Genomic DNA, 26,657 nt, shown 5'->3' with positions numbered 1-26,657 from the left:
CCAAACGAAAAAACCCGGAGCTTTCGCTCCGGGTTTTTTTGCAGGCGGGCCGGGCGCTATTGCTTCGGCTGGCCGAAGTCGAGCGGCGGCAGATCGATCTGGGGAATATCGATCTTGATGCTGTTGGGATCGACGGTGGACTGCACGCCCTTGTAGTGCATCACCATCGACGGGAACATGATCACGAGCAGCACCATGATCATCTGGATGACGACGAACGGCACCGCACCCCAATAGATCTGTCCCGTCGTGACCGGCTCCATGCGTTTGCCGGTGACGCGATCGGTATAACGTTCCTTCGGCGCGACCGAGCGCAAATAGAACAGCGCAAATCCGAACGGCGGATGCATGAACGACGTCTGCATGTTGACGCCCAGGATGACGCCGAACCAGATCAGGTCGATGCCGAGATGCTCGGCAGCCGGCCCGAGCAGCGGGATCACGATGAAGGCAAGCTCGAAGAAGTCGAGGAAGAACGCCAGCACGAAGACGAAGGCGTTGACGAAGATCAGGAAGCCGATCTGGCCGCCGGGCAGGGATGTCAGCAGGTGCTCGACCCAGACATGGCCGCTGACGCCGTAGAAGGTGAGCGAGAACACGCGTGCCCCGACCAGGATGAAGACGACGAACGCGGACAGCTTCGCCGTCGATTCGGTGGCCTGTCGGATCAGGTCCCAGGTCAGCCGCCGCTTCGCGGCTCCGAGAATGAGGGCGCCGGCTGCACCCATCGCACCGCCTTCGGTGGGCGTCGCGACGCCGATGAAGATCGTGCCCAGCACCAGGAAGATCAGGAATAGCGGGGGCACCATGACGAAGGTGGTCTGTTGCGCCATCTTCGAGAGGAAGCGGTAGCCCGTCAGCTTGTCGAGGACCCAGTTCGCGATGGCGACGAAGAACGCGAAGAGAATGCCGAAGAACATGCTGAGCACGACGAAGTCGGCGCCGTGTGTCTCCGAATTCCGCATCATGAACCAGCCGAAGACGCAGCTCGCCAGGAACAGCACGCCGAGCGACTTGAGGCCGCGGTCGCCGCTCTCCTCGCGGAATCCGATCGCCTCCTTGGGAAGACCCGGCGCCGCCTTCGGGAAAATCATGGTCACGAGGAACGCGTAACCTGCATAGAGGCCGGCGAGCACCAGGCCCGGAATGAATGCGCCCTCGTACATGTCGCCGACCGACTTGCCGAGCTGGTCGGCCATCACGATCAGGACGAGTGAGGGCGGAATGATCTGCGCCAGCGTACCGGAGGCCGCGATGATGCCGGTCGCCACGCGGCGGTCGTAGCCGTAGCGCAGCATGATCGGCAGCGAGATCAGGCCCATCGAGATCACCGAGGCCGCCACGACGCCGGTGGTCGCCGCAAGCAGCGCGCCGACGAACACCACCGCGTAGGCGAGGCCGCCGCGGATGGTGCCGAACAACTGGCCGATGGTGTCGAGCAGATCCTCCGCCATGCCGGAGCGCTCGAGCACCAATCCCATGAAGGTGAAGAAGGGAATGGCGAGCAGCGTGTCGTTGTTCATCACGCCGTAGACGCGCTCCGGCAGGGCCTGGAGAAAGTCCGGGTGGAATTGGCCGAGCTGAACGCCGATGATGGCGAAGAACAGGCCGACGGCGCCGAGCGAAAATGCTGCCGGGTAGCCGAGCAGCAGCACGATCACGAGCGTCGCGAACATGATGGGCGCCAGATTGGCGATAATAAACGCGGTCATGACTTCCCCCTAAACCGTCGCCAACGGCTACTTCTTTTCGATCGCTTCGACGAGGTGCTCGACCTCGGCCTCCAGTGCGGACACCTGCGACTCGTGTGGGTCCGGGATCATGCCGCGCATGATCGCGATTCGCTTGATCAGCTCGGAGATGCCTTGAACGAGCAGGAGGGCGAAGCCGATCATGATCAGCGCTTTTGCCGGCCATTGTGGCAGGCCGCCCGCATTGCCGGATTGCTCGTTGATCTGGAGCGAGCGCAGGAAGAACGGTATTCCGGTCACGATCATGACAACGGTCAGCGGGATCAGGAAGAAGATGTGCCCGATGATGTCGATGATGTTGCGAGCCCGTTTCGGCATCATGCTATTGAAGATGTCGATCCGGATGTGCTCGTTGTCGAGCAGCGTCCAGGACGCGCACAGCAGGAACACGATGCTGAAAAGCACCCATTGCAGCTCGAGCCACGAGTTGGAGGACGTGTCCAATGTCTTTCGGATGATCGCATTCAGCGCCGAGATGACGACGGCGAGCAGGATCAGCCAAGCCAGACGTTTGCCCGTCCAACGTGTGAACGCGTCAATTCCATTGCTCAGCTTCAGGAGCGCTTGCAAGATTGGTCCTCCCCGATTTGCCCCGGCCGTCTTGGCTGCGCCGAGTGGGCGCGTTGGCTTGTCTCGCCGCGCAGGCATGAGGCTGCCGCACCAAACCAGCGAGCGTGCCGCCAGTCAATCGGAAGTTTGTTGATAGTTAAGGGGAATAAGCCGCGGCCGGCCAGCCGATGTTAGCCGCCGGTGACGCTCATGTGCCTGGAGACGCTGGGGCGGTCGTGGCGGCGGTCGATAATGAAATCGTGGCCCTTGGGCTTCAGCCCAATGGCGCGGTCGATCGCATCCGCAAGCAGCAGATCGTCGTCCGATGCACGCAGAGGTTTGCGCAAATCGGAGGCATCCTCGTGGCCGAGGCAGGTGTGCAACGTTCCCGTGCAAGTGACGCGCACGCGATTGCAGGATTCGCAGAAATTATGGGTCATCGGGGTGATGAAGCCGAGCTTGCCGCCGGTCTCGGCGACGCTGACATAGCGCGCCGGCCCCCCGGTGCTCTCGGCCAGATCGGTCAGCGTGAACTGCTGGGCAAGGCGCGCGCGCACCAGCGACAGCGGCAGATATTGGTCGATTCGTCCCGATCCGATCTCGCCCATCGGCATGACCTCGATCAGCGTCAGCCCCATGCCCTTGCCGTGGGCCCAGCGCATCAGGTCGGGAAGTTCATCCTCGTTGAGGTTCTTCAGCGCCACGGCGTTGATCTTGACCGCGAGGCCCGCGGCGCGTGCCGCCTCAACGCCTTCCAGCACCTTGTCGATCTCGCCCCAGCGGGTGATCTCGCGAAACTTTTGCGGGTCGAGCGTGTCGAGCGAGACGTTGATGCGGCGGACGCCGCAATCGGCGAGCTCGCTGGCATGTTTCGCAAGCTGGGTGCCGTTGGTGGTCAGCGTCAGCTCGCTCAGCGCGCCGCTCTTGAGATGCCGCGACAGCGAGCGCACCAGCGTCATCACGTTACGGCGGACCAGCGGTTCGCCGCCGGTGAGCCGCAGCTTCTTCACACCCTTGGCAATGAAGGCCGAGCAGAGCCGATCGAGTTCCTCCAGCGTCAGCAGGTCCGCCTTGGGCAGGAACGTCATGTCTTCCGACATGCAGTAGAAGCAGCGCAGGTCGCAGCGGTCGGTGACGGAGACGCGCAAATACGAGATGGTCCGTCCGAACGGATCGGTCATCGTGCTCGACAGGGGGCTCGCGGAAAGTCCGTTCATACCAAATGCCTTGTCACTTGCGGCAACGCGAGCAGTTTTGCTTCAGCGGTGTCCTGGAAGCAATCTAAGCATCGAATGCGTCAGAGACAATTGGGGGATGACGGAGGTCAGCGCATGCCCGCGTTAGGATCGGGGAAAGGCGAGCCCGCAGCCGGTGCGGCAGCAGCCGGGGCGACCGCGGCCGCCGCCGGTTTCGGTTTCTTCGGGCGGTGCGGCTTGCGGACCGGTTTTGGCGGAACGGCCGGCTGGAGCTCCGCGAAAATCGGGTTGGGGTCGGTGGTGATCGAGGCGGGCGTGGTGAAGTCGCCGGGATTTCTGATGACATTCACCGGTACGCTCACCGGCTGGTATTTTGGCAGCGCGAAAGCGACCGTGAAGGGGGCGTCGGGAGCGGGAACCGCGACGGAGCAGGGCGTCTTGCAGCCGGCACCCAGTGAGGTCGTGGCGTCAGCACCCGGGGGATTGGATTCGAGCCGGACCTGCACGGTCGGCGGGGCCGATTTGAACATGTCCCAGGACGTCGAAGACATCGAGGAGCAGCCGGCAAGGGTCGCTGCTCCCAAGAGACTGACCCCAGCTAGCGCAATCGCAATGACACGACGCATGACCATCCACTTCTACTGCGACGAACCGCCACATCCCCGGACAAACTTAGGAGTGTCGTTCCGAACGAGCAACCGGCCGGCCGCACATCGTTAGTAGATGGTTAAAGCGGGATTCCGTGGAATAACTAAGCTATCTCAGCTACTTGAGACCTGCCTGCGCGGTCATCAGGCTGCTGGCGGCTGCCGGCAGGTCGCGCATGTGATGGATCAGCCGGTCCGGCTTCAACTCGGCAATCGGGACGTCCGTATAGCCGAAGCTGACCCCGATCACGGGAACTCCGGCGCGCCGGGCCACACCGACATCGGGTCCGGCGTCGCCGACCATGATGCTGGCTTTCACCTCGCCGCCGGCCCGCGCCACCGTTTCCCGGAAAATGGTCGGATCGGGCTTCTGGACGCCAAAAGTGTCAGCGCCGCAGATCGCGGCGAAGCGCCGGCTCAGGTCGAGCTGATCCAGCAGGCGCTTCGACAACCATTCCAGCTTGTTGGTGCAGACCGCAAGGCGATGGCCCTGGGCTGCAAAATGGTCGAGCGCGGCCTCCAGACCCTCGAAGGGCCGGGATTCGACGGCGATATTGTCGGCGTAATAGCCGATGAAATCGGCCGTCATCCGGTCCATGTCGGCCACCGTGACGCTGCGGCCCTCGGCCTCCAGCCCCCGCTCGATCAGCTTGCGGGCGCCGGCGCCGATCATGTTGCGGGCCGAGGCCATCGGCACGGGCGGCAGCCCTTCGCGGTCGAGCACGTAATTGAGCGCGGTGATCAGGTCGGGCGCGGTATCCACAAGCGTGCCGTCGAGATCGAAGACGATGGTGTGGGAGGGGGTCATGGTCCAGCGCTACCGGCCCGGCCCCGCCCGCGCAAGGGCCGAAGCCATAAGATCACCTTATAAGGTGGGTCCGGAGGCCTGTTCCCCCAGACCCTGTTCTCCGAGGGAAAACGAGGCTACACAGGCCGCCGCAAGCCTAACACTCGTAATTCAGGGACGGCGCAAACGTGAACATGGACCAGTTGAAGCGGCAGGCTGCGGCGCGCGCCCTCGAGGACGTCCGTGACGGCATGCAGCTCGGGCTCGGTACCGGCTCGACTGCAAAACATTTCGTCGAGCTGCTCGGCGAGCGGGTCCGCGCCGGACTGAAAGTGATCGGCGTGCCGACCTCCGAGGCGACGCGTCTCGATGCAATCCGCTGCGGCGTGCCGCTGACCACGCTGGATGAGATCGATCATCTCGACATCACCGTCGACGGCGCCGACGAGATCGATCCCGAACTCAATCTGATCAAGGGCGGCGGCGGCGCGCTGTTGCGCGAGAAAATCGTGGCGGCCGCCTCGGATCGCATGATCGTGATTGCCGACGACACCAAATGGGTGCCGACACTCGGCGGCTTTCCGCTGCCGGTCGAAGTCATCCCGTTCGGGCTCGGCGCAACGCGTCGCGCGATCGAGAAGGCGTTTGCGGAATGCGGCGTTTCCGGGCAGATGGCGGTCCGCAACGGCAAGGACGGCCACGTTTTCGTCACCGATGGCGGCCACTGGATCCTCGATGCCCAGCTCGAAAAGATTGAGGATCCCGCCCGCCTCGCCACGGCGTTGAGCGCGATCCCCGGCGTCGTCGAGCATGGTTTGTTCATCGGCTTGGCCAGCTCGGCTGTCTTGGCGGGTGGCGAGGGAATTCGCGTGATTGAACGGCGAAAGCCGAAAGGAGACTAGGAATGAAGAGCGTTTTGAAATTGTTGCCGGTCGCGACCCTCGCTGTGGGACTGGCCCTCTCGGTCGCCCCGGCCGGGGCCCAGCAGGCGGCTCCGCCGAAATCGTCGCCGACGGCCATCGCGGCCGCCAAGGAGATCCTCGCGATCAAGAACGCCAGTGCGATGTATGCCAACGCCGTGCCCGGCCTGGTCGATAAGACCAGGATCGCGCTGATCCAGCAGAACCTCAACTATCAGAAGGATCTCACCGAGGTCGCCGGGGTCGTCAACCAGCAGCTGGCAGGCCGCGAAAAGGAGATCGGAGAAGGCATGGCGCAGGTCTATGCCAGCGAGTTCACCGAGCAGGAGCTGAAGGATCTCGTCACCTTCTACAAGTCGCCGCTGGGCAAGAAGCTGATCGAAGCCGAGCCGCGCGCGATCGGGCTGAGCATGGCCTTCATGAACTCCTGGGCTCAGAACTTCTCCGAGACCGTGATGGGTGCCTTCCGCGCCGAGATGCGCAAGCGTGGCAAGGAGATCTGACAGTCCCTATCTGATCGGAATCCGGATCATGTTCTGAAAGAGGTCGGAGTGGACAATGGCTGAATTCGACGTCGACCTCTTTGTCATCGGTGGCGGTTCGGGCGGCGTGCGCGCCGCCCGCATCGCGGCCGGCTACGGCGCCCGCGTCATGATCGCGGAAGAGTACCGCATGGGCGGGACCTGCGTGATCCGCGGCTGTGTGCCGAAGAAGCTGTTCGTCATCGGCTCGCATTTCCGCCATGAGATCGAGGACGCCGCCGGCTTTGGCTGGACCGTTCCGTCTGCGACCTTCGACTGGCCGACGCTGATCGCCAACAAGGACAAGGAGATCGCGCGTCTGGAGGCGGCTTACACCGCCAATGTCGAGAAGTCGGGCGCGCAAATCGTCAAGAGCCGCGCGGTGATCGAGGACAAGCACACCGTCCGCCTGCTCGAGAACGACCGGAAGATCACTGCAAAATACATTTTGATCGCCACCGGCGGCGCGCCCAATCACGGCGCTCCGATTCCCGGCATCGAGCACGTGATCTCCTCCAACGAGGCGTTTCACCTGGCCAAGCTGCCGAAGCGGATCGTGATCCAGGGCGGCGGCTACATCGCGCTGGAGTTCGCCGGCATCTTCGCCGGCTTCGGCTCCGACGTCACAGTCATCTATCGCGGCGACAACATTCTTCGCGGCTTCGACGAGGATGTTCGCGCCCATGTCCGCGCCGAGATGGAGAAGCAGGGCATCACCATCCTGACCGGCTGCACGGTGACGAAGGTCGATCGGCACGGCGAGGAATTCACCACGCATCTGTCGAACGGATCGAGCCTTGCCTCCGACCAGGTGATGTTCGCGATCGGCCGCCATCCCGCGGTCGCCAATCTCGGCCTGGAGAAGGCCGGCGTCGCCATCAACCCGCGGAACGGCGGCATCGCGGTCGACCATTTCTCCAAGAGCTCGGTCGACAGCATCTACGCGATCGGCGACGTCACCCATCGCTTCAACCTGACGCCGGTCGCGATCCGCGAGGGCCATGCGTTCGCCGACAGCGTGTTCGGCAAGCGCGAGGTGCAGGTCGATCACGCCAACATCCCGACCGCCGTGTTCTCGCAGCCGGAGGTCGGCACCGTCGGCCTGACCGAGACGGAAGCCCGCGCGCAATTCAGCCATATCGACATTTACAAGACCACGTTCCGGCCCATCAAGGCGACGATGTCGGGCCGCGATACCCGCGTGCTGATGAAGCTCGTCGTCGATGGTTCAACCGACCGTGTGCTCGGCTGTCACATCGTCGGCGATGCCGCAGCCGAGATCACGCAGGCAGTCGCGATTGCGGTGAAGATGAAGGCGACCAAGGCCGATTTCGACGCGACGATCGCGCTGCATCCGACCGCGTCCGAAGAGCTCGTCACCATGCGCACCCCGACCGCCCGCCACGTCCGCCAAGCGGCGGAGTAACTCCGCTCAGCCGTACAGGTATCCGACCGGCTTGCCCTCGGTGCGCAGCGGACGGATGTCCTTCTGCGTGATGATCTGACCGGCGAGGCCGTCGATCTCGTCGCGTTGCGTCGGCGTCCAGCTGCGGAGGTCGTTCATGCCCTTGAGAAGGCCGAGCCGAAGGACCTGCGTGTTCTCACCAACACCGACGAGGCTTGTGGCGTTCTTGCCCGCCGTCACCACATCGCCGGCCGCGAGCTCAAAGGTCTCGCCAGTCTTGTTCCTGAATTCGGCCGTGCCGCGGATCACGCGGTAGATCACGACCTCGCCCTTGGCGAAACATGTGGTGTCCGCCGCTGACGACGTGCTCTTGGACAAGAGCGATTGGCCGCGCGGATCGGTTGCGATGATGTGGCCGGCGACGAGGTGACCGCTCGGAGCCTCGATCCCGATATCGCGCACGTAAACCGGCATGGCCGATTTGATCGGGCTGTCGGTGAGCGGCTTGAACAGCGCATCCAGCGCCAAGGGGTCCTGGAGCCAGAAGCCTGCATCGACCGGGCGATCATGCAGAGAGTGGCTCCATGCCACCCGCGGCGTCTCGGCTTCGTTGATCTGGTCCGGACCGACGATGGTCGGGTTTGGAAACGTCGTCGGGTCAGTGATGAAGGCTTCGAGGAATTTGCCCGAATAGCCCATCGAGATTGGATCCGGCACCACCGTCTGCGGCGTCTTCAGATTCTCTTCGGTCGACAGTCCCGACCAGGTGTAGAACAGCTGTCGGTGCACGATCGCGCTTTGCAGCATCACCGCGCCGGGGCCGACATTATAGAAGCGCCCGTCATAGTCGAACGTGAACGCGCCCGACGTGACCAGCACGAGCTGAAAGCCGCCCGGCGGCAGATGAAGATGGAAGTCGGTAGGGCCGGTGTCGGGCAGATAGATCGGCAGATTGGTCGCGACCTCGTGCAGCAGGAAGGTTTCGTTGTTGGCGTGGAAACCCTCGTTGGCGCGATTGTAGAGGGCCTGCGGCCGGTACGTTGCCTCGAACTTCGCATTCCGGTCGCGATCGATCGCCACGAACTCCTGATCGTTGAGGCGAAGGGGCGCGCCGTCCGGGCGGGTGAGGCCGGTGAATTTGAGATCGCCGGTGGCATGCACGTTCATGGCATTCTCCGATCTGGCCCGCTCACCCTGTCTCGGCGCACGCATCTTGCTGAGAGCAGGGGATCAGGCCTGATGCTGCCTTGCGAATTTTAGGCCAGTCGAGGCGGTGCGCGGCACGCAAGGCTTTGCGACTCGCCGCCACGCGATGAAAAATCGAGGTTGCACTTGAGGTTAGATGACACGCTTGACCAGCCTGCATGGCCATGTTCGCCCAGTCTGCAATCCTGGTGACGAGACGTGTCTTGTCTAATTTGGCGGCATTCTGGCGCGGATGCGCAGCTGCGCCGATCAGGAGAAGTCGGCGGCCGGGTGTCTGAAGCCGTTCATTCGAAAGCTCGACGGACGGTCCGCTCGGGCTTGCCGTACGGGCTGTCAGCCCACTTCGCCATGTCCACTGCACGCGCCTCGATGAGCTCGCACCAGAGGCAGCTGAGCTCCGCGCGCCCTTTGGCCGAGAGCATCGGAATGAGGCCATGGCCACAGCCAGCGCAACATTTGACGTGATTCATCGTTCTCTCCGCGACCTTACGCATTCAGGACCGACATTGTTGCTCGCGAAGCTTGCGCGGGCGCTATGAAGGCGCGGGAACGCCTGCGGCGGGGGTGCTCGTGCCCGAGATCGTCGCGTCTGCGATCCAGCGCGACACGGCGGCGATATCTTCCGCATTGTCGCGGAAGGCGCGAAGCTGGAATTCGGCCGAGCTGCCGCGTTCGACGATGGTGCGACAGTGTTCGACCTCGGCCATGCAGTTCAGCGCGGCGGCGTCTTCGGCGATGTGCTCGATCACACGGGAGAGCAGCTCGGAGATCTCGACCGGCCCGTCCTTGGAGGCAAAGATGCAATCGGTGCCGTAGCGCTGGGCGCGCCATTTGTTTTCCACCGCAATTGCGCGTTCGACCGCGGTGACCTCTTTCGAGAGATGAGGTCGCAGGTAGAGATAGCGGGTCAGGCAGCGATAGAGCGAGGCAATGGCAACGGCGTCGTCGACGAAGGTGCAGGTATCGGGCGCACGCAGCTCGAGGGTCGGGTGCTTCATCGAGGGGCGCATGGCCCACCAGATGTGACTTTCATCGGGGATCACGCCCGAGCGCTGCAACGCGCCGACATATTCGTCGTAATCCTGCCGGCTCTCGAATAATTCGGGCAGGCCAGTGCGCGGCAGCTCGGAATAGGCGGCGAGCCGATAGCCCTTCAGTCCGGTCTTGTGTGAATTCCAGAACGGGGAGGAGGCCGACAGGGCGATGAACAAGGGCAGATGCGGCAGCATCGCTCGCATCACCGCCATGCGCTTTTCGGGATCGGGCAACTGGACGTGCACGTGCATGCCGCACATCAGGTTGCGGTGGCCGATGCTGCGCAGATCCTCAATCATCTCCTCGTAGCGTGGCTTCGGGCTCGGCTGCGACATGCGCCAGACCGCGGTCGGGTGCGTGCCGCAGGCCATGATCACGAAGCCGTATTGTGCCGCGACGTTTGCGACTTCGCGACGCAGGAAGCGAAGCTCTTCGCGCGCGTCGGCGACGTCGACATGCACGTTGGTGGCGACCTCGAGCTGCGACTGTAACATCTCCCGCATCGCCTGGCCGCCTGTCGACCAATTCGCAGATTCGAATAGCTCATTGGGGGTCTGGATCGCGACCTCCAGGCTGCGGCGATCGGCGAGGAAGTATTCCTCCTCGATACCGAACGAATATTCCGCAGCCTTGCCGCGTCCGCCGGCCGAGCGAATGACGAGGTGCTGCCTGTCCTCGGAGGAATCAAGCCGCAGCAGTTTCAAGACGTCTGACGCCAATGTCATCGTGCCACCCGGCCAAGGTATTTACCCGCGGGCGATAATCCTTCTGGCAGGAGCGGGTTCCGCGTCGACCTCACTGGAAATTGCAAGATCGAACGGAACAATTTTCGCGCTCTCGGACGCACGTGCGACCAGCGCGTGATTCGCGGGCACTTCCGTCCAGTCTGTTTCCTTGTCGAACGGCTCGGAGACGACGATGACTTGGCCGCCAGCCTCGCGGAAATAGAGCGTGTTGGCGGCATCGTTGACCGCAACCCGGAAGGCATAGAGATCCCGGCCGTTGGCGATGGCGCTGGTGAAGCGTAGCCGCTCACGAAGCTCGCCTTCGTTGACGAGGCCGACGAGGGCTCGCAGCACGCGATGCGTTGCGCCGAGCGGATCGGCGTCGAGACCCGCGCCCATCATGGCGAGAAACACGGCTTCCGAATCGGTCGTGCCTGTCCGCGAGGGGTAGTAGGCATCGGGGATCAGCGCCTCGACCTTGCGCCGTAGGCGATTCCAGCTGCCGACGAAACCATTGTGCATGAACATCCACTGGCCGCAGGCAAAGGGATGGCAGTTCTGCCGCGTCACTGCCGTGCCGGTGGCGGCGCGCACATGGGCGAAGAACAGATGCGAGCGCAAATGGCGGCAGAGGTAGCGGAGATTTTCGTCCGACCAAGCGGGGCGTGTTTCACGATAAAGACCAGGCTCCGGATGCTCACCGTACCAGCCGAGACCAAAGCCGTCGCCATTCGAGCCCGCCGTCGACTGGAGCGAGCGGATGCTTTGCGCGATGAGCGAATGCTCGGGCTCGGTGACATAGGGCTCGAAGGACGTGGTCTCGCCCCGGTATGCGATCCAGCGGCACATAGGAATTCCGTCAGGAGATGCTTGCTGAAATGTATCAACGAACCTGACAGGACGATGGTTCCCGACAGCGAGTGTCGGAACCAAGTGGCTACTAAACCGGAACCGGAATCAATGGCGCAACCTCGCGATCACCAGCGTTCTCGCTCGCTGCGAGACCTTGCGCGACGCCGACACGGTCAGCCTCGGGACGGTTCTGGCTCATCTTGCGCTTGCCTTCGAACCGCACGACGGAATCCGCACGCCGACGATTCCGCGCAGCTGAGTTGCGATGAAATCTTCGGGGGCATCGGTAACGGCCCACGGCTTTGCACGCGATCCTTCATGCCTATTCGTGAGCCGCGTCACGGCGTCGAGCAGGCGCTCGGGCTCCTGGAAGAATTCGACCGGGCCGTAGGCATGCACCGCGACGTAGTTCCAGGTCGGCACGACCTTTTCGGTTTCCTGCTTGGTCGCGTACCAGGACGGCGTCACATAGGCGTCGGGACCGCTGAAGATCGCCAGCGCATCTCCGATCGGCGGCAGTTTCCATTGCGGGTTGGCTTTCGCCACATGTCCGTACAGCACGCCATGTTCGCCTTCGCTCTCGTCGAGAAGCAGCGGCAGCGGCGTGGCGACGGGGCCTTCGCTGGTGGCCGTGACCAGGCTGGCGAGGCGGGCGCCGCGAATGGTCGCTCGGATGCTCTCGATGTCGTCCTTGAAGGCGGGAGGGATGTACATGTCTATCTCCGGTGTTGCTCTGGAGATAGCCGGAATCTGGCCTGTAAGAAACTGCCAGTTATCGTCTATTTGATCAGTCCAGTTTGGCGACGGCTTGTGCGAGAAGCCTGCAGCCGCGCTCGATCTGTGCCACCTCCAATGCCGAATAGCCCATGACGAGGCCGACCGTCTTCCGCGGTCGGCGAGGTCCGACGAACAGCGCAGAGACGGAATAGATGCCGACGCCCTTTGCATGGGCCGCCTTGATCAACGCGTCCTCTCGCTTCTGCGGCAGGTCGTCGAACCACGCCACGATGTGCAGGCCGGCGGCCGTGCCCTCGATCCGGACGCGGTCCCCGAACCTGCGGCGAAGCGCGTCGAGCAGCGCCCGCTGGCGTTCGGCGTTGCGCCGGCGCACGCGCCTGATGTGGCCGTCATAGGCGCCGCTTTCCAGCATCGACGCGAGAGCGTCCTGTTCGATCAGCGGCGTGTGCCGGTCCATGATCTGCTTGGCGGCGGCGATCAGGGATCGCAGGGCGGAGGGCACCACCAGAAAGCCGATCCGCAAGGTCGGCGAGAGCGTCTTGGAGACGGTGCCGAGATAGATCACATTGCCGCCGCCTTCCAGCGCGTGCAGCGGCGGGATCGGCTTGGTATCGTAGCGATACTCGCCGTCGTAATCGTCCTCGATCACGTAGGCGTCGTTTGCCCTGGCCCAGGCGAGCAATTGGTGCCGGCGGCCGATCGGCATGACGCCGCCGAGCGGATATTGGTGCGACGGCGTGACATAGGCGAGGCGGGCTTCGACGCCATCGAGCCGCGCTGTCTCCAGTCCGTCCACGTCGACGGGAATCGGGATCGCCTCGGCGCCCGTTGCTGCGAAAGTATGCCGCGCCATCTGGTAGCCGGGATCCTCCATCACGAAGCGGTCGCCGGCATCGAGCAGCAGGCGCGCGCAGATGTCGAGGCCCTGCTGCGAGCCGTTCACGACCACGATCTGATCGACCTCGCAGCGGACGCTACGCGACCGCCACAGATAGCCTTGAAGCGCGGTCCGCAGCCGCAGCGCTCCGCAGGGATCGTCATAGGCCAGCCGTTCGGGCTTGCGCGCCATCGCAGCGGTCACGGCCTTTTTCCATGCCAGTACCGGGAAATCCGACGGCGCGAGCTCGCCATAGCGGAAGTTCGCGACGAGCCCGCGCGGCGGCTCAGACCAGCGCGGCGGGTCTTGAAGCAACCGGCTCCCGAAGGCCGACAGCCGCACCTTCCGCGCCGACGGCCGCGACACTACGCGCGTGCGTCCTCGCTCGACGACGGCGCGAGCCACACGCGGTCGCGCGCCATGGCGTGTCTCGATGAAGCCTTCGGCGGCGAGCTGTTCGTAGGCGATCGTGACGGTCGAGCGCGCCACGCCCATCTCACCGGCCAGCGCGCGGGAGGACGGCAGCACCCCGTCGATCCCATACACCCTCGCCAGGATCTGATCTCTCAAAGCCTCGTAGATCTGGCGCGCGCCCATGCGGTCGGGATTGGTCTTCATCTGGATCATCCACATTCCGAACCGGCATTCGCCCGGGCGGACGATGTCGGAATGTGGTTCTAATCCCGTTCGCCGAGAGTTTCGACGTAAGCCTTGCCGTAGGGATGAAAATGCTCCCTGCGGCCCTGGTCCCACAGTGCCCTGAGGCCGGGCGCCGCGATGTCCCAATCCGGCCGGCACTTCATGCCGACTGCCCTGAGGTCCTGGCGGAGCTCTTCGACGGTTGGACGGCCGAAGAACCAGTAGCCGTTGTAGATCTTGTGAATGACGAGGCCGGGCTCGAGCACGATCACGTGCGGAATCATCGGATTATGGACGGGGTCGGTGTATTCGGCGATGTCGAGATCCTTCTGAACGAGGCGCCGCAAATCCGAGAGAAAGGGCCAGTGCGCTCCGACGCCGCTGCGATATTCGCTGGTCTGGGTGATGTTGTCGGTCGTGATCGTGACCATCCGGCAATAGCCCACCTCCATCTCGCGATGGAGTTGCAGCAAGCCTTCGGCCTGGCGACGATCCTTGGGACAAAATCCGCCGCGGCCGAGCACGAGCACCATTGGATCGCCCGCCTGCAGTTCGGAGAGCTTCCGGTGCTTGCCGGTGTGGTCGCTGAGTTCGTAATCCGGGAAGGTTACTCCCGGCATCATGTCAGGTCGCATTGCGCTCTCCCACTTTTACAGATCAACCACGACGTCGTTTCGGGGTCGTGAGCAGCAGATCAGGACATTGCCGTCCGCCGGCGGATCGAGCGGATCCGGCGCATAGTCAACCGTCCCCGCGATCAACCCGCTCTCGCAATTGTGGCAGACGCCGGTCCGGCACGACCAGCGCACGGGGACGTCGCACGCCTCGGCCAATTCCAGCAGGCTGGCATAGGATGGTCCCCAGCGGACATTGAGGCCACTCCGGGCGAACGAAACCATCGGGCCGGGGCCGGGGGCACCGATCGGCGGGTGCGCCCGCTTCTGCGGGGAGGACGCTATGCCGGGCGTCAAGGACGGTCCGGCGCCGAACAATTCGGTGTGGATGCGATCCGGTGCGACGCCCAACGTGGTGAGGCCAGCTTTCAGATCGTTCATGAAACCTGCCGGTCCGCACAGATAGAAATCGCCGTCACGCGGCACGCTCAGGGTCTGGAGCAGGCGTGCGTCGAGATGTCCGGCTGTGTCGAACGCCACATTGAGACGATCGTCCGGGTCAGGCGCGCTGTAGCAGACGTGGCTATGGTGACGAGAGAGCCCACCTAGCAATTCGCGCGCCTCGGCGGCGAACGCATGTTCGCGGCCATTGCGAGCGCCGTGCAGCCACCACACGTCCCGCGTCGTCGCTTCGGCGGCGAGCGCGTGAAGCATTGCGAGCAAAGGGGTGACGCCGATGGCGGCGCTCAACAGGATGACGGGGCGTGCATCTTGCCGGAGCGTGAAACTGCCGCGTGGCGCACCTAGTTGCACGGCAGCGCCGGCCAGCAGCTCGTCGGCAATGTAACGGCTGGCGGCGCCGTGAACTTCGCGCTTGATGCTGACGCGATAGGACGCGGCATCGGCGCCGCCCGACAGCGAATAGCTGCGTGTCATCGCCTGCGCACCGGAGGGCTCGAGCTTGATGACGACGAATTGACCGGGCAGGGCGGCCGCCACGGGATGTCCGTCGGCGGGTTCGAGGATCAGCGACGTCACGTTGCCGCTTTCGGCGATCTTTCGCGCCACGCGAAAGGAGCGGAATCCGCGCCAGGCCGGAGCTGGGCTCGCCGCCGGCCCAAGCCCGGCGTTTCCCGCGGTCTTGTTGTCCTTCTGCTGCTCGAGCAGCGCCTCGAAAGAACGGCGCCAGCCGCGGCTCAGCGCGGGAATCCGCAGCGCGCGCTCCAGGCGTTCGCGCGGATGAGGCGGCAGGTAAAGCAGCGCATTGATCTCGAACACGCTCATGCGCTCGGGTCCCACAGCGATCTGTGTGATCTCGTCACCGGCTTCGACGTCGCCTTCCTCGATCACACGGAAATAGAATCCGGGCCGCCCGTGCCTGACGAGCAGCGCGGCCATGTCCGGCTCGTCCATGCGAATGCCGAGACGGTAGCAGGTGACGCGCGGCTGCGTCACTTCGAACACCGCGGAGCCGATCCTGTAGCGGTCTCCGATGCACACGTTGGTGTCGGCGAGGCCCTCGACCGTAAAGTTCTCGCCGAACTGGCCATGAACGAGGTTCGATCGACCCAGATGCTCCTGCCAGTACCGGTAGGATTCATCCTGATAGACGAATACGGCACGATGTTCGCCGCCATGACCGGCCGTATCGCCCTGGCCGTCGCCATCGATGTTGAGCCGGCGCACCCTGCGCGGGCCTGTGACCTGTGCCTTCCAGATGCCGGTGTGGACGGTCCGACCCTGCCAAGCGACGTCGCGCGGCAGGCCGACATTGACCGAAAGCAGACGTGCCATTGCGTGTTCCCGATCTGGCTGCGCGGTTCTGCCGTCATCATTGCATCGGATGGGGTTTTTGGCTCGTTAGTCGTTGTTAGACGTTGCGAGCAAGCCTTGCCACCGGCGGCGCTGAGGCCAATTTGAAATGCGTAACGTAAACGCAGTCGGTACAACGGGAGATCACGATGGATGATCAGGGCAAGCTGGCCGCGCTCCAGCGCCATTGGGATGCTTCGGATGCGAACGATTTCGAGGCCGAGCACGACATCTATCGCGAGGACGCGGTGCTCGACTATCCGCAGTCCGGCGAGCGCATCCGCGGTCGCAGGAAGATTCAAGAGAGCCGGTTCGTGCAGCCGAACAAGAAGCGCTTCACGGTTCGGCGGATCGTCGGCAGTAACGATCTCTGGGTGAGCGAATTCGTGCTGACCTATGACGGGGTGCCGTCTTACGTCGTGAGTATCATGGAATTCCGCGACGACCTCGTGGCGCACGAGACGCAATATTTCGGCGACAGGTTCGAGCCGTCGCCCTCGCGGGCGCATCTTGTCGAGCAGGTGGGGTAGGCTGAGTGCTCCGCACTCCGCTGTCATCGCCCGCGCAGGCGGGGAATCCAGTACGCTGCGGCTTCTCGACAAACTACGGACGTCTCGGAGTACTGGATCGCCCGCCTGCGCGGGCGATGACAGTAAAGGACATGATCGCAGGTGCGGAGCGCGCAGAACTGCTTAGCCAATGTGGAAACACGGAACCCGATGCGGCGGCTGGTCGCAGTCGCGTCGTCTTGATTCCGACAGCCCCATCTTTATGTGTGAAACGAACAAGAATCCGGGCCCCTCTGGCGAGGAAGTCGACGCTGTCGGCAAAACCTCGTGATGTCGGATGACCTGTCCCGCGCGAATGCGATGGATCGGCCGATCGTCGGGCCTTCTTGAGTCTCTCCGACCGAATCGTCCCCATCGCAGCTCCGTGCGGTCTTTCGCAAGATAAGGGAGCAACGATGTCCGACGCCAAGCATTCAAATCCGATCGAAATCGAGATCACCGAGCCATCCAGCCTGAACGAGCAGGCTGCGGTGGCACTGGTGATCGTCGGCGCGCTGGTTGCCGTCGCCGACCGGCAAGTTTCGCCGGTCGAACGCGACGAGGTCGTCCGGTTCATCCGGGATCGCAAGCTGGCGCCGCATATCTCGGACGACCGGCTCTACGCGATGTTCGACGAGCTTGCTGAACGACTCGAGGAGCCGGATTTCGCCAATGTGGTGATCGAGAATTTGCGTCCGGTTTCAGACCTGCCGCTGTCGGCTCATTTGATGGAACTGTCGGAGCGCGTCGCGGCCGCGGACGAGGACGTGCATCCCCACGAAGTGCAGGCGATCAAGCTGTTGCGCCTGCTGACGCTGGTGCTGCCGCGCGCAAAGCAGGTGAAGCCGGGTGCAGTGCGCGCCGAACACCGCATCGCCGCCGAGGAGTAAGCATGAGCGTAGTTTCGGACGAGGATAAGACAGGGACTGCGGGCGCTAGCGGCCAGATGGCTGGCGGCGACCCGCGCCTCGACAAGCTTGTCCGTCGCCTGCCGCCGCGCATGGGCGACACCGTCACCTATCTGCTCAAGCCATCCAGCCGCTGGGTGAGAATCCCTTCGGGTGCGCTGCTGATTGTCGGCGGCGTGCTCTCCTTCCTGCCGGTGCTCGGCGTCTGGATGCTACCGCTCGGCCTCGCTTTGCTCGCGGAAGACGTGCCCGCGCTGCGCTCCGGGCGCGCCAAGGTTCTGGATTGGGTCGAGCGAAAGAAGCCGCACTGGCTCGATCCGTCCGCACCGAAAAATGACCAATCGTGACTGAATTCATCACCACCGAAGCGCTGACCGCGCTGCTTCAGGTCGTCCTGATCGACCTCGTGCTCGCCGGCGACAACGCCGTCATCATCGGCCTTGCCGCAGCCGGCCTCCCGGCCGAGCAGCGCCGGCGCGCCATCGTCGTCGGCATCATCGCCGCCACCGCCCTGCGCATCGTCTTTGCCGGCGTCGCGACCCAGCTTCTGCAAGTGATCGGGCTATTGCTCGCCGGCGGCGTGCTGCTGCTCTGGGTGTGCTGGAAGATGTGGCGGGAGCTGCGCGAGCAGTCCGCGCATGCGAACGAGCTCGCGTTCAGCCATGGCGGCAGCAGCGCTGCGCCTGCGTCCCGAAAGACCTTCAGGCAGGCGGCGGTGCAGATCGTCGCCGCCGACGTCTCGATGTCGCTCGACAACGTGCTCGCGGTCGCGGGCGCTGCGCGCGAGCATCCCTACATCCTCGCTTTCGGCCTGCTATTGTCGGTCGCGTTGATGGGCGTCGCCGCCGATTTGCTCGGCCGCGTGCTCCAGAAGCAGCGCTGGATCGGCTATGTCGGCCTCGCCATCATCGTTTACGTCGCCTTCGAGATGATCTATCGCGGATCGCTCGAGCTCGCGCCTGTGATCGCGAGTCTCTGAGGCAACGCGCCTGTCCATCATCCGGAGTGATCAATGACGTCCGAACCCAAAGCACCTTCGGCGGATTCCGTGCCGGCGCCGCAAATCGGCCCGTTTGCCCAACTCATCTTTGGCTCGCGCTGGCTGCAGGTCCCGCTTTATGTCGGCCTCATCGTCGCGCAGGCCGTCTATGTGCTGCTGTTCCTGAAGGAGCTCTGGCACCTGGTCGTGCACTCGTTCGACGCCAGCGAGCAGCAGATCATGCTGGTCGTGCTCGGGCTGATCGACGTCGTGATGATCTCGAACCTGCTGGTGATGGTGATCGTCGGCGGTTACGAGACCTTCGTCTCGCGCCTGAACCTCAGCGGTCATCCGGACGAGCCGGAATGGCTCAGCCACGTCAATGCCAGCGTGCTCAAGATCAAGCTTGCGATGGCGATCATCGGCATCTCCTCGATCTCGCTGCTCAGGACCTTCATCGAGGCGGGCAATCTCGGCACGACGCGGAGCAATTTCACCGAGAGCGGCGTGATGTGGCAGGTGCTGATCCACCTGACCTTCATCATCTCCGCGATCGGCATCGCCTGGGTCGACCGCCTCGGCGATAGCGGCCAGCGCAAGGGAGCCGGCCACGGCTGAGCGTCAGACGTCGGCGTTTGATCAGGCGATCTGCGGATGCGCCGCGTTTTCCCGCCGCTCGCGCTCGCCCAGTTCGCGCACCAGCTCCTGGAGGAAGGATTCCGTGTAAGCGGGGAGGGTGCGCTCGGCGCGAACGTAGATGCCGAGATCTGACCACACCGGGCTGCCGGCATTGTCGAGCGGCAGGAAGACGAGCCGGCTGTCGCGCGACAGCCTGCTGATGCCGAGCTGGGTCTGGAAGGCGACGCCGACGCCGCGCGCCGCGAGCTCGCGCATCAGGTCGATCGAGTTGGCCTGGATGGCCGGCTCCGGTGTCTCGGAGAGCTGCGCGATCAGCGGCTGGAGCAGATGATAGATCGACAGCTCCGGCAGCGCGTGGATGACGGGAAAGGCGAGACATTGGGGCAGCGTGACCGTCTTGCCGCGCGCCAGTGGATGCTCGCGCGCGACGACCGCGCCCAGGCGAAACCGTTTCAAGGCGACCTGGCGCAGGTCCGGCGGATGCCGCAGCGCCATGGCGATGCCGATGTCGGCCTCGCCGCGGCTCAGGGCCTCCAGCACGTCCGACGATCCCTTCACCTCGGTGGTGAAGCTGACGCGCCGGGCGCGGCCGCGATGGGAGGCTATCAGGTCGGGCAGCACCGACTCCGTGAGCGACTCGATGCAGGCAATGCTGACGGTGCCGTGCCAAGTCCCCGCCAGGGATGCGACGTCCGAGCGGAAGCGGTCGAGGTCCTGGAGCACGTTCATGACGTGCCGGGCCAACATCTCGCCGACCGTCGTCAGCGTCAGGCCGCGCGCATTGCGCTCGAACAAGGGTGACCCAACCTCCTGTTCAAGCTTGAGAATCTGGCGGCTTACGGCCGACGAGGCAACGTTCAGCATGCGCGCAGCGGCCCGGATCGAGCCGGTGCGGCGGACGGCGTGGAAGTACTGGATGGCCGGTGAGTGAAATCGCATGGGACCCCCGGCCGGACTATAGCCGTTGCCGAAACGGCATCAACGTGTACGAAATTCTGTGCTTTTCGAGTGCGCTCCTCCCACCTAGGTTCGCCGCCGGCTTGGCCGGTCCTGTCGGGCCGTCATGCCATGCGCAACGAGGCGCCAGGGGATCCCGGGTGGACGAGAACATTGTTTGCGAGGTCGCGCCGGACACGCGTCTGGTCGATCGCCGTCGCGCGGCGGCCTATGTCGGCGTGACCGCCGGACGCTTCGAGCAGCTGGTGCGCGACAGCGTCGTGCCACCGCCGGTCATGGTGGACAACAAGCGGCGCTGGCCGCTCGCGTTGCTCGACGTTGCGAAGGACGCGGTTGTCGCCAGCAGCATGCCGTGCCTGCCGCAGGTGATGGTCGAGATTGCGCAGGACGCGCGTCCCTGCGAACGGGCCCCCGCACCAGCCTCGCACGAACTGCCGGATAAAAACTGGTTCGAGCAGCGCGCGCGGTTCGTTCAGCGCGTGCGCCGGTCGCTGCTGTCGGGCAACGAGATACGGCTCTTGCGCGAGTTCAAGCTGCTCAGGCAGAACCAGATCAGCATGTTCGGCTATTACGGCAGTTTCGAAGCCCTGATGGTGCGCGGCTACATCGTCGAGCTCGCGCGAAAGCCGCCGTCGAGCCGTCCGCTGGTGACGTACCGGCTGACCGCGCAGGGCGAGCGGGTCATGGCGGCGCTCAAGGGCGAGCCGGCGATCTGACCGGCGCGGACAAGGCGATGGCATCCTCCGGCATCATCGCACGGCGTGCATCTCCAGAAATGCCTTCACGCCGGTGACGGTGCCCGTATCCGACGGCACATAACCGGGCAGGGTGGCGATGGCTGCGCGAAAATCGGCGCTGCGGATGATCTCCAGGATGCGCTGCATCGGCCCGGTGTCCAGGAACGCGCGCTTGCAGACGAAGAAATAATCCTCGGTCAGGAGCCGGATGAAATCGAGGCCGAAATGCCGGGCGGCGGCTTCGACGCCGAAGCTCGCATCAGCCATGCCGCTCGCGACATAGGCTGCGACCGCGGCGTGGGTGAATTCGATCTGCTGCGCGCCGTTGATCCTGCTCTCGTCGATGCCGTTTGCCGCAAGCAGTTGGTCGAACAGAAGCCGCGTGCCGGAATCGTGGTCGCGGTTGACGAAGCGGACTTTTGGTCCGGTGAGATCATCGAGCGAAGCGATGCGCAGCGGATTGCCGCGCGCGACCATCAATCCCATTTCGCGTGTGACGAAGCTGATGATGCGATCCTCGCGCGGATCGAGCCATTCGCGCGCAGCCTTGATGCCCTGAGCCCGCAGCGCGCCGTGCGGCAGATGCAGGCCGGAGAGATCGCAGGCGCCCTGCGCCAGCGAGACCAGCGAATGCTGGTTGCTGACATAGCGCAGATCGACGCCGATGCCGGGCTCGCGGTCGAGGAATTCGCGCAGTTTTGCGACCGCAAAACCGTGACTGGCATGCACGCGGATCACCGACGGGCGCTGCTCGAGGAACGGCTTGATCTCGCTCGCCAGCTCCTGTGCCAGATTCTCAAGCTGAGGTCCGAGCCGGGCCTGCATGCGCTCGCCCGCCCACACCAGCCGCTCGCCGAACGGCGTGAGTTTCGAGCCCTTGCCGCGCTGGGTTTGCACCAGCGGCGTGCCGAAGAACTCCGACCATTGCTCGATCAGATTCCAGACATGGCGATAGGAGAGGTGCGCATCCTTGGCCGCGCTGGTGATCTTCCCGGTTCTCCTGATCTCGTTGAGGACGCCAAGCATGATGACGGCGGTGCGCGGATTGCCCTCCCGGCGAAACCGCCAGACGGCCTCGATCTCGATCTGAAGCATTGGTCCTCCCTATGAACTACATTTCATATGACCGCGGTCCATTTGCAATCCATATCATATTTACTCCCGTCCACAGGCGCCTAGTCTGGTATACCAGAACTGGAGGAATATGATGTCTGCTGCATATGACTTTGCACACTCGCCGGCCACCGAGTTCATGTCCCGGCCACAGCATCTGCTGATCGACGGTCGCCGCGTCCCGGCGAGCTCCGGTCGCACATTCAAGTCGCTCAATCCGGCCACCGGGCAGGTCATCGCCATCGTCGCCGAAGGCAACGAGGCCGATGTCGATCATGCAGTAGCGGCCGCGCGCCGGGCCTTCGAAGGCCCCTGGCGCACGATGCGGGCGTCCGAGCGCGGCCAGATCCTGCTACGCTGGGCAGACCTGCTCAAGGCTCACGCGGAGGAGATCATCGAACTCGAGTCGATCGATGCGGGCAAGCCGATCGCCGCGACATCGCGGCAGGATTTTCCGGCCGCCGTCGACACGCTGATCTACTACGCCGGTTGGGCCGACAAGATCAGCGGCGACGTCGTGCCCGTGCGCGATGATGCCCTGACCTACACCGTGCGCGAGCCGGTCGGCGTGGTCGCGGCGATCGTGCCCTGGAATTTCCCGCTGATGATCGGGATGTGGAAGCTCGCGCCGGCGCTGGCCTGCGGGTGCACCATCGTGATGAAGCCGGCCGAGCTGACCTCGCTGTCGGCGCTACGCATCGCCGAGCTCGCGCTCGAAGCCGGCCTGCCGGCGGGCGTCTTCAACGTCGTCACTGGCCCCGGCCGCGTCGTCGGCGACGCGCTGGTCAATCACCCTGACGTCGACAAGGTCACCTTCACCGGCTCTCCCGGTGTCGGGCGGGGAATCATGAAGGGCGCCGCAAGCAACTTCAAGCGCATCTCGCTCGAGCTGGGAGGCAAGTCGGCCAACGTCATTTTCGACGATGCCGATCTCGAAGCCGCATCGAAAGCTGCGGCTTCCGGCATCTTCTTCAATGCGGGCCAGGTCTGCTCGGCCGGCTCCCGCGTGCTGGTGCAGGAGAAGGCCTATGACGAGGTCGTCGAGCGGCTGGCGGCGCGCGCAAAGTCGCTCAGGATCGGCGACCCGCTCGACCGCAAGACGGTGCTCGGTCCCGTCATCTCCGAGAAGCAGATGAAGTCGGTCCTCGATTATGTCGACATCGGCCGGAAGGAGGGCGCGACCCTCGTCACCGGTGGCGAGAAGGTCGGCGATCGCGGCTACTTCATCAGCCCCGCGGTGTTCGCGAATGTCGCGCACGAGATGCGGATCTCGCAGGAAGAGATCTTTGGCCCGGTCGTCAGTGTCATCAAGTTCAAGGACGAGGCCGACGCTTTGCGGATTGCCAACGGCACGGCTTACAGTCTCGCCGCCGGCGTCTGGAGCCGCGACATCGGCAAGCTGCAGCGCTTCGCCAAGCGAGCGCGCGCGGGCACAGTCTGGATGAACACCTATGGCTATACCGACGTGCGGCTGCCCTGGGGCGGCGAGCGCGACTCCGGCCTCGGCCGCGAGCACGGCACCGCCGCGCTAGACAATTTCACCGAGCCCAAGGCGGTCTGGATGAATCTGGCCGTTTGATACCTCCCGAGCGGCCAAGCCTGGAGCCCGCCTGACCACCCGTGCAGGCGGGCTCTTTTTCGAGATCGATAAAATTGTCTGCATTCCGCTCAGCTGCGGCAAACCGTGCGGACAAGAACCGCGCGGCCTTAAACCCCGGCTTTGGAACCGGCGTGCATCCTGCCTGCAAAAGGGTGGGGCATCAGCATGTCAGTTCTCAGGGAGGTCGTCGTCGCAATCGCGGGAGTCTACGCACTTCTGTTTGCGTGCGACGCAATGTTCGGGATCGGCGAGGCGCGCTTCGACGACGTTTATTACAGCGCCAGCTTCTATGCGCCGCGGCCGAAGGAGTTTCGTTTCGCCGGCGATACGCCGCCGGCGGTCCGCGTCAGCGAGGCGTTTGCGCAATTCGCGCCGGGCGAAGCCAAGCCGAACAAGCGCTACTCGTCGCTGACCACGATCCTCCGGTAAGCACTGTCTATTCTCCCTGGATCCATTCCGCGACGCCACGCCACAATGTGTCGCGATGTTCGGGGCGGAAGAAGCCGAAATGGCCAATCGCCTTGGCGCCGACGTCGGACGGCTTCACGTTGATTACCTCCGGCTTGATTGCGGTGAATCCGCTCGCAAGCAGCTCGACCGCGGGCCGCGTCGCCCAGGGATCGTCGGAGAAGCAGAGTGTGCGCAACTCGCCCTTGAACCTGGCGAAATTCTCCAGCGCCGGCAGCTTTGAATCGAAGAGATAACGGGGGCTCGAGACCCACTCGGCCCATTGCAGGAAGACGCCCTTGGGCAGATCCTCGCCGATGCCGGCCCAGCCCGGCGCGTAACCGAGCGCGTGGACGAGCGGCACGCCGACAAAATTCATGAAGGCGAAGACGCGGTATTTTTCCGGCGACGTCATCAGCCGCCAGGTCGCCGCCTGCGAGGCCACGAACGCGGCGCGCGAGATGTCCGCGTTGTTCGCGATCAGCCCGAGCGCCTGGCCGCCAAAGGAGTGCCCGACATAGGCCAAGGGCAGAGTGTGGTAGCGCTCGCGCATCCAGTGCACTGCGGCGGTGACGTCGAGCGCGGCCCAGTCCGACATCGAGGCCTTGAAGCCGACCAGCGATTTCGGTTGGTTGTAGCCAACCATCGCCGGCAGCCGGGAGTCGCCGATGCCGCGATAGTCGTAGGTCAGGACTGCGCAGCCGCGATGGGCGAGATAGGAGGCAAAGCCGCGATAGATTTTTCGCGGGACGGCAGTCGCCGAATTGACCAACACGGCATGACGTTTGGTGCCGCGGGGCAGGAATAGCGTGCCGGCCAGCGCATACCCGTCGGTCGCCGGGAAGCTGATCTCGTCGATGAAAACGTCGTCCAGTGCCGCGTCCATGGACCGAAGGTATCTGCCAGTTTCCAAGCCGTTTCCCAGCAAATGCGAATTTGGCTTTCCCCGCAAGGCTTTGCAGTGCCAGACGGATTTACAACTGGCGGCCGGTGGCCAGCCTGTGTATAAGGCGACCCTCGCAACCCACAGATCAGGTTGTGCTTTTTGCTTCACGGAGAGATTGCGATGTCCGAGCGGTGGACGCCCGAGTCCTGGCGCAGCAAGCCGGTGCTACAGGTGCCCGATTATCCCGACGCCAAGGCCCTGGCCGACGTCGAGGCGCAGCTTGCGACCTTTCCGCCGCTGGTGTTCGCGGGCGAGGCGCGCAATCTGAAGAAGGCGCTGGCGCGGGTCGCGGCCGGAGAGGCCTTCCTGCTGCAGGGCGGCGACTGCGCCGAGAGCTTTGCCGAGCACGGCGCCAACAACATCCGCGACTTCTTTCGCGTGCTGCTCCAGATGGCGGTGGTACTGACCTATGCCGGCGCCGTCCCGGTGGTGAAGGTCGGGCGCGTCGCCGGCCAGTTCGCAAAGCCGCGCTCCTCGCCGATGGAGAAGATCGACGGGGTCGAGCTGCCGAGCTATCGCGGCGACATCGTCAACGACATCGCTTTCACCAAGCAAGCGCGCGTCCCTGATCCGCAGCGCCAGCTGATGGCCTATCGCCAGTCGGCCGCGACGCTGAACCTGCTGCGTGCGTTCGCGACCGGCGGTTACGCCAATCTCGGCAGCGTGCATCAGTGGATGCTCGGCTTCCTCAAGGACAGTCCGCAGTCCCGTCGCTACAAGGAATTGGCCGACCGCATCTCCGATGCGCTCAACTTCATGCGCGCCTGCGGCCTCGATCTCGAGGCCCATCCCGAGCTGCGCGCCACTGATTTCTACACCAGCCACGAGGCCCTGCTGCTCGGCTACGAGCAGGCCATGACCCGGGTCGATTCCACCACCGGCGACTGGTACGCGACCTCGGGCCACATGATCTGGATCGGCGACCGCACCCGCCAGCTCGACCACGGCCATATCGAATATTTCCGCGGCATCAAGAATCCGATCGGGCTCAAATGCGGCCCGTCGCTCAAGCCCGACGAACTGCTGAAGCTGATCGACGTGCTCAATCCCGACAACGAACCGGGCCGGCTGACGCTGATCGGCCGCTTCGGTTCCGACAAGATCGGCGAGCATCTGCCGAACATGATCCGCGCCGTAAAGCGCGAGGGCAAAGTGGTGGTCTGGTCGTGCGATCCCATGCACGGCAACACCATCACCTCGACGTCGGGTTACAAGACGCGCCCCTTCGACCGCATCCTGTCCGAGGTGAAGTCGTTCTTCGCGATCCACGCCGCGGAAGGTACCCATGCCGGCGGCGTGCATCTGGAGATGACCGGCCAGGACGTCACCGAGTGTCTCGGCGGCGCCCGCGCGATCACCGACGAGGATCTCAACGACCGCTATCACACGGTCTGTGATCCCCGGCTCAATGCCGAGCAATCCATCGACATGGCTTTCCTGGTCGCAGAACTGCTGAAGCAGGAACGCGCCGGCAAGGTCAGGCCGATGCCCGCCGCAGCGGGGCTCTAG

26 protein-coding genes and 1 pseudogene are annotated in these 26,657 nt (G+C 64.1%); 12 read left to right on the top strand and 15 right to left on the bottom strand.

From position 1 onward, the window contains the following. Window positions 1–56 precede the first annotated feature (56 nt). The 5 genes from AB3L03_RS04120 to AB3L03_RS04100 all read right to left on the bottom strand — a co-directional run bounded on the left by AB3L03_RS04120 (window position 57) and on the right by AB3L03_RS04100 (window position 4,951). A complete protein-coding gene (locus tag AB3L03_RS04120) occupies window positions 57–1,712 on the bottom strand; it encodes a TRAP transporter large permease subunit (RefSeq protein ID WP_085352727.1) in 1,656 nt (551 codons plus the stop codon). 27 nt (window positions 1,713–1,739) lie between these two features. After that, the gene (locus AB3L03_RS04115; protein WP_018459380.1) at window positions 1,740–2,321 is read right to left on the bottom strand and encodes a TRAP transporter small permease subunit; all 582 of its coding nucleotides are present in this window, start codon (window positions 2,319–2,321) and stop codon (window positions 1,740–1,742) included. Between the two features lie 170 nt (window positions 2,322–2,491). Beyond that, entirely contained in the window at window positions 2,492–3,517 is a 1,026-nt protein-coding gene (gene moaA, locus AB3L03_RS04110) for a GTP 3',8-cyclase MoaA (protein ID WP_368508278.1), read from the bottom strand. 107 nt (window positions 3,518–3,624) lie between these two features. Beyond that, complete coding sequence (locus AB3L03_RS04105; RefSeq protein ID WP_204510891.1) at window positions 3,625–4,122, bottom strand: hypothetical protein; 498 nt, start codon at window positions 4,120–4,122, stop codon at window positions 3,625–3,627. 139 nt (window positions 4,123–4,261) lie between these two features. Further along, complete coding sequence (locus tag AB3L03_RS04100) at window positions 4,262–4,951, bottom strand: HAD-IA family hydrolase (RefSeq protein ID WP_018459377.1); 690 nt, start codon at window positions 4,949–4,951, stop codon at window positions 4,262–4,264. A 167-nt stretch (window positions 4,952–5,118) separates the two neighbouring features. On the opposite strand from AB3L03_RS04100, the gene rpiA reads away from it, so the two are divergent. The 3 genes from rpiA to gor are packed head-to-tail and all read left to right on the top strand — an operon-like array spanning window position 5,119 to window position 7,797. Then, window positions 5,119–5,832, top strand: a complete 714-nt coding sequence (gene rpiA, locus AB3L03_RS04095; RefSeq protein WP_085352729.1) for a ribose-5-phosphate isomerase RpiA — start codon at window positions 5,119–5,121, stop codon at window positions 5,830–5,832. Between the two features lie 2 nt (window positions 5,833–5,834). Continuing rightward, entirely contained in the window at window positions 5,835–6,353 is a 519-nt protein-coding gene (locus tag AB3L03_RS04090) for a DUF2059 domain-containing protein (RefSeq protein ID WP_085352730.1), read from the top strand. Between the two features lie 55 nt (window positions 6,354–6,408). Continuing rightward, the gene (gene gor / locus AB3L03_RS04085; protein ID WP_018459374.1) at window positions 6,409–7,797 is read left to right on the top strand and encodes a glutathione-disulfide reductase; all 1,389 of its coding nucleotides are present in this window, start codon (window positions 6,409–6,411) and stop codon (window positions 7,795–7,797) included. Window positions 7,798–7,803: 6 nt separating this feature from the next. Here gor and AB3L03_RS04080 read toward each other — a convergent pair whose 3' ends face one another. The 7 genes and pseudogenes from AB3L03_RS04080 to AB3L03_RS04050 form a co-directional block, all read right to left on the bottom strand. Further along, on the bottom strand, window positions 7,804–8,943 hold the full coding sequence (locus AB3L03_RS04080) for a hypothetical protein (protein ID WP_018459373.1): 1,140 nt from the start codon (window positions 8,941–8,943) through the stop codon (window positions 7,804–7,806). Between the two features lie 572 nt (window positions 8,944–9,515). Next, complete coding sequence (locus tag AB3L03_RS04075) at window positions 9,516–10,742, bottom strand: carboxylate-amine ligase (RefSeq protein WP_143275438.1); 1,227 nt, start codon at window positions 10,740–10,742, stop codon at window positions 9,516–9,518. Between the two features lie 21 nt (window positions 10,743–10,763). Then, window positions 10,764–11,591 (bottom strand): class II glutamine amidotransferase, encoded by an 828-nt coding sequence (locus tag AB3L03_RS04070; protein WP_018459370.1) that lies wholly within the window; start codon window positions 11,589–11,591, stop codon window positions 10,764–10,766. A 91-nt stretch (window positions 11,592–11,682) separates the two neighbouring features. Continuing rightward, window positions 11,683–12,308 (bottom strand): annotated as a pseudogene (locus tag AB3L03_RS04065) (FMN-binding negative transcriptional regulator). A 73-nt stretch (window positions 12,309–12,381) separates the two neighbouring features. Next, a complete protein-coding gene (locus AB3L03_RS04060) occupies window positions 12,382–13,836 on the bottom strand; it encodes a PLP-dependent aminotransferase family protein (protein ID WP_204510892.1) in 1,455 nt (484 codons plus the stop codon). Window positions 13,837–13,886: 50 nt separating this feature from the next. Further along, the gene (locus AB3L03_RS04055; protein ID WP_368508277.1) at window positions 13,887–14,483 is read right to left on the bottom strand and encodes a redoxin domain-containing protein; all 597 of its coding nucleotides are present in this window, start codon (window positions 14,481–14,483) and stop codon (window positions 13,887–13,889) included. A 15-nt stretch (window positions 14,484–14,498) separates the two neighbouring features. Then, a complete protein-coding gene (locus AB3L03_RS04050; RefSeq protein WP_368508276.1) occupies window positions 14,499–16,256 on the bottom strand; it encodes an MOSC domain-containing protein in 1,758 nt (585 codons plus the stop codon). 167 nt (window positions 16,257–16,423) lie between these two features. Between AB3L03_RS04050 and AB3L03_RS04045 the strand changes: the two genes are divergently transcribed. The 5 genes from AB3L03_RS04045 to AB3L03_RS04025 all read left to right on the top strand — a co-directional run bounded on the left by AB3L03_RS04045 (window position 16,424) and on the right by AB3L03_RS04025 (window position 19,327). Further along, window positions 16,424–16,804: a nuclear transport factor 2 family protein gene (locus AB3L03_RS04045; RefSeq protein WP_204510894.1), complete on the top strand. Its 381-nt coding sequence runs from the start codon at window positions 16,424–16,426 to the stop codon at window positions 16,802–16,804. 434 nt (window positions 16,805–17,238) lie between these two features. Continuing rightward, window positions 17,239–17,712, top strand: a complete 474-nt coding sequence (locus tag AB3L03_RS04040; RefSeq protein ID WP_368508275.1) for a tellurite resistance TerB family protein — start codon at window positions 17,239–17,241, stop codon at window positions 17,710–17,712. Between the two features lie 2 nt (window positions 17,713–17,714). Beyond that, entirely contained in the window at window positions 17,715–18,077 is a 363-nt protein-coding gene (locus tag AB3L03_RS04035) for a hypothetical protein (protein ID WP_026233786.1), read from the top strand. Then, entirely contained in the window at window positions 18,074–18,709 is a 636-nt protein-coding gene (locus AB3L03_RS04030; RefSeq protein WP_204510895.1) for a TerC family protein, read from the top strand. The genes AB3L03_RS04035 and AB3L03_RS04030 overlap by 4 nt, the downstream gene beginning before the upstream one ends. 33 nt (window positions 18,710–18,742) lie before the next feature. Further along, entirely contained in the window at window positions 18,743–19,327 is a 585-nt protein-coding gene (locus tag AB3L03_RS04025) for a TIGR00645 family protein (RefSeq protein ID WP_018459361.1), read from the top strand. A 21-nt stretch (window positions 19,328–19,348) separates the two neighbouring features. Here AB3L03_RS04025 and AB3L03_RS04020 read toward each other — a convergent pair whose 3' ends face one another. Continuing rightward, entirely contained in the window at window positions 19,349–20,287 is a 939-nt protein-coding gene (locus AB3L03_RS04020; RefSeq protein ID WP_085362156.1) for a LysR family transcriptional regulator, read from the bottom strand. A gap of 158 nt (window positions 20,288–20,445) precedes the next feature. Between AB3L03_RS04020 and AB3L03_RS04015 the strand changes: the two genes are divergently transcribed. Beyond that, the gene (locus tag AB3L03_RS04015; protein ID WP_247409088.1) at window positions 20,446–21,021 is read left to right on the top strand and encodes a hypothetical protein; all 576 of its coding nucleotides are present in this window, start codon (window positions 20,446–20,448) and stop codon (window positions 21,019–21,021) included. 33 nt (window positions 21,022–21,054) lie between these two features. Here AB3L03_RS04015 and AB3L03_RS04010 read toward each other — a convergent pair whose 3' ends face one another. Next, window positions 21,055–22,137 (bottom strand): substrate-binding domain-containing protein, encoded by a 1,083-nt coding sequence (locus tag AB3L03_RS04010; RefSeq protein WP_204510897.1) that lies wholly within the window; start codon window positions 22,135–22,137, stop codon window positions 21,055–21,057. Between the two features lie 112 nt (window positions 22,138–22,249). Between AB3L03_RS04010 and AB3L03_RS04005 the strand changes: the two genes are divergently transcribed. Together AB3L03_RS04005 and AB3L03_RS04000 are read left to right on the top strand one after the other, a co-directional pair. Further along, window positions 22,250–23,734 (top strand): aldehyde dehydrogenase family protein, encoded by a 1,485-nt coding sequence (locus tag AB3L03_RS04005; protein ID WP_231188636.1) that lies wholly within the window; start codon window positions 22,250–22,252, stop codon window positions 23,732–23,734. Window positions 23,735–23,920: 186 nt separating this feature from the next. Further along, entirely contained in the window at window positions 23,921–24,184 is a 264-nt protein-coding gene (locus AB3L03_RS04000; RefSeq protein ID WP_085352740.1) for a hypothetical protein, read from the top strand. Window positions 24,185–24,191: 7 nt separating this feature from the next. On the opposite strand, the gene AB3L03_RS03995 is transcribed toward AB3L03_RS04000, so the two are convergent. Next, window positions 24,192–25,088 carry an alpha/beta fold hydrolase gene (locus tag AB3L03_RS03995; protein WP_085362159.1) on the bottom strand — a complete coding sequence of 299 codons (897 nt, stop codon included), beginning with the start codon at window positions 25,086–25,088 and terminating at the stop codon, window positions 24,192–24,194. Window positions 25,089–25,268: 180 nt separating this feature from the next. On the opposite strand from AB3L03_RS03995, the gene AB3L03_RS03990 reads away from it, so the two are divergent. Beyond that, complete coding sequence (locus tag AB3L03_RS03990; protein ID WP_106943045.1) at window positions 25,269–26,657, top strand: class II 3-deoxy-7-phosphoheptulonate synthase; 1,389 nt, start codon at window positions 25,269–25,271, stop codon at window positions 26,655–26,657.

Source organism: Bradyrhizobium lupini, from assembly GCF_040939785.1.
In the GTDB taxonomy this organism is placed as follows: domain Bacteria; phylum Pseudomonadota; class Alphaproteobacteria; order Rhizobiales; family Xanthobacteraceae; genus Bradyrhizobium; species Bradyrhizobium canariense_D.
This window is presented reverse-complemented; position numbering and strand designations above follow the sequence as displayed.

Excerpts from the sequence above, each read along its gene's own strand:
- AB3L03_RS04120 (WP_085352727.1), bottom strand. The coding sequence starts at position 1,712 with ATGACCGCGTTTATTATCGCCAATCTGGCGCCCATCATGTTCGCGACG.
- moaA (WP_368508278.1), bottom strand. The coding sequence starts at position 3,517 with ATGAACGGACTTTCCGCGAGCCCCCTGTCGAGCACGATGACCGATCCG.
- AB3L03_RS04105 (WP_204510891.1), bottom strand. The coding sequence starts at position 4,122 with ATGCGTCGTGTCATTGCGATTGCGCTAGCTGGGGTCAGTCTCTTGGGA.
- AB3L03_RS04100 (WP_018459377.1), bottom strand. The coding sequence starts at position 4,951 with ATGACCCCCTCCCACACCATCGTCTTCGATCTCGACGGCACGCTTGTG.
- AB3L03_RS04090 (WP_085352730.1), top strand. The coding sequence starts at position 5,835 with ATGAAGAGCGTTTTGAAATTGTTGCCGGTCGCGACCCTCGCTGTGGGA.
- gor (WP_018459374.1), top strand. The coding sequence starts at position 6,409 with ATGGCTGAATTCGACGTCGACCTCTTTGTCATCGGTGGCGGTTCGGGC.
- AB3L03_RS04080 (WP_018459373.1), bottom strand. The coding sequence starts at position 8,943 with ATGAACGTGCATGCCACCGGCGATCTCAAATTCACCGGCCTCACCCGC.
- AB3L03_RS04075 (WP_143275438.1), bottom strand. The coding sequence starts at position 10,742 with ATGACATTGGCGTCAGACGTCTTGAAACTGCTGCGGCTTGATTCCTCC.
- AB3L03_RS04070 (WP_018459370.1), bottom strand. The coding sequence starts at position 11,591 with ATGTGCCGCTGGATCGCATACCGGGGCGAGACCACGTCCTTCGAGCCC.
- AB3L03_RS04060 (WP_204510892.1), bottom strand. The coding sequence starts at position 13,836 with ATGATCCAGATGAAGACCAATCCCGACCGCATGGGCGCGCGCCAGATC.
- AB3L03_RS04055 (WP_368508277.1), bottom strand. The coding sequence starts at position 14,483 with ATGCGACCTGACATGATGCCGGGAGTAACCTTCCCGGATTACGAACTC.
- AB3L03_RS04050 (WP_368508276.1), bottom strand. The coding sequence starts at position 16,256 with ATGGCACGTCTGCTTTCGGTCAATGTCGGCCTGCCGCGCGACGTCGCT.
- AB3L03_RS04045 (WP_204510894.1), top strand. The coding sequence starts at position 16,424 with ATGGATGATCAGGGCAAGCTGGCCGCGCTCCAGCGCCATTGGGATGCT.
- AB3L03_RS04040 (WP_368508275.1), top strand. The coding sequence starts at position 17,239 with ATGTCCGACGCCAAGCATTCAAATCCGATCGAAATCGAGATCACCGAG.
- AB3L03_RS04035 (WP_026233786.1), top strand. The coding sequence starts at position 17,715 with ATGAGCGTAGTTTCGGACGAGGATAAGACAGGGACTGCGGGCGCTAGC.
- AB3L03_RS04025 (WP_018459361.1), top strand. The coding sequence starts at position 18,743 with ATGACGTCCGAACCCAAAGCACCTTCGGCGGATTCCGTGCCGGCGCCG.
- AB3L03_RS04020 (WP_085362156.1), bottom strand. The coding sequence starts at position 20,287 with ATGCGATTTCACTCACCGGCCATCCAGTACTTCCACGCCGTCCGCCGC.
- AB3L03_RS04010 (WP_204510897.1), bottom strand. The coding sequence starts at position 22,137 with ATGCTTCAGATCGAGATCGAGGCCGTCTGGCGGTTTCGCCGGGAGGGC.
- AB3L03_RS04005 (WP_231188636.1), top strand. The coding sequence starts at position 22,250 with ATGTCTGCTGCATATGACTTTGCACACTCGCCGGCCACCGAGTTCATG.
- AB3L03_RS04000 (WP_085352740.1), top strand. The coding sequence starts at position 23,921 with ATGTCAGTTCTCAGGGAGGTCGTCGTCGCAATCGCGGGAGTCTACGCA.
- AB3L03_RS03995 (WP_085362159.1), bottom strand. The coding sequence starts at position 25,088 with ATGGACGCGGCACTGGACGACGTTTTCATCGACGAGATCAGCTTCCCG.
- AB3L03_RS03990 (WP_106943045.1), top strand. The coding sequence starts at position 25,269 with ATGTCCGAGCGGTGGACGCCCGAGTCCTGGCGCAGCAAGCCGGTGCTA.